At 48.0% G+C, this 204-nt stretch carries 1 rRNA gene; it reads right to left on the bottom strand.

From position 1 onward, the window contains the following. Positions 1 to 124: ribosomal RNA gene (locus C3B52_RS36085) — 23S ribosomal RNA — on the bottom strand; the annotation flags it as partial. Between the last annotated feature and the right edge of the window lie 80 nt (positions 125 to 204).

The following is a 204-nucleotide window of genomic DNA, read 5'->3' as shown; positions in this document are numbered from 1 at the left end:
TCCCCATTCGGAGATCCCCGGATCAAAGCGTGCTTACCGCTCCCCGAGGCTTATCGCAGTTCGCTGCGTCCTTCTTCGGCTCCTAGCGCCAAGGCATCCACCGTGTGCCCTTAGTAACTTAACCACAATTGGTTAGCACTAAAAAGTACTTACACTTTAAATATCCTTAGCAATTACATGCAGTATCCAGTTTTCAAAGAACGA

This window comes from Brevibacillus reuszeri, from assembly GCF_002897295.1.
In the GTDB taxonomy this organism is placed as follows: Bacteria; Bacillota; Bacilli; order Brevibacillales; family Brevibacillaceae; genus Brevibacillus; species Brevibacillus reuszeri_A.
Note: the sequence above shows the minus strand (reverse complement) of the source record. Positions and strands in the feature narration are given on the sequence as shown.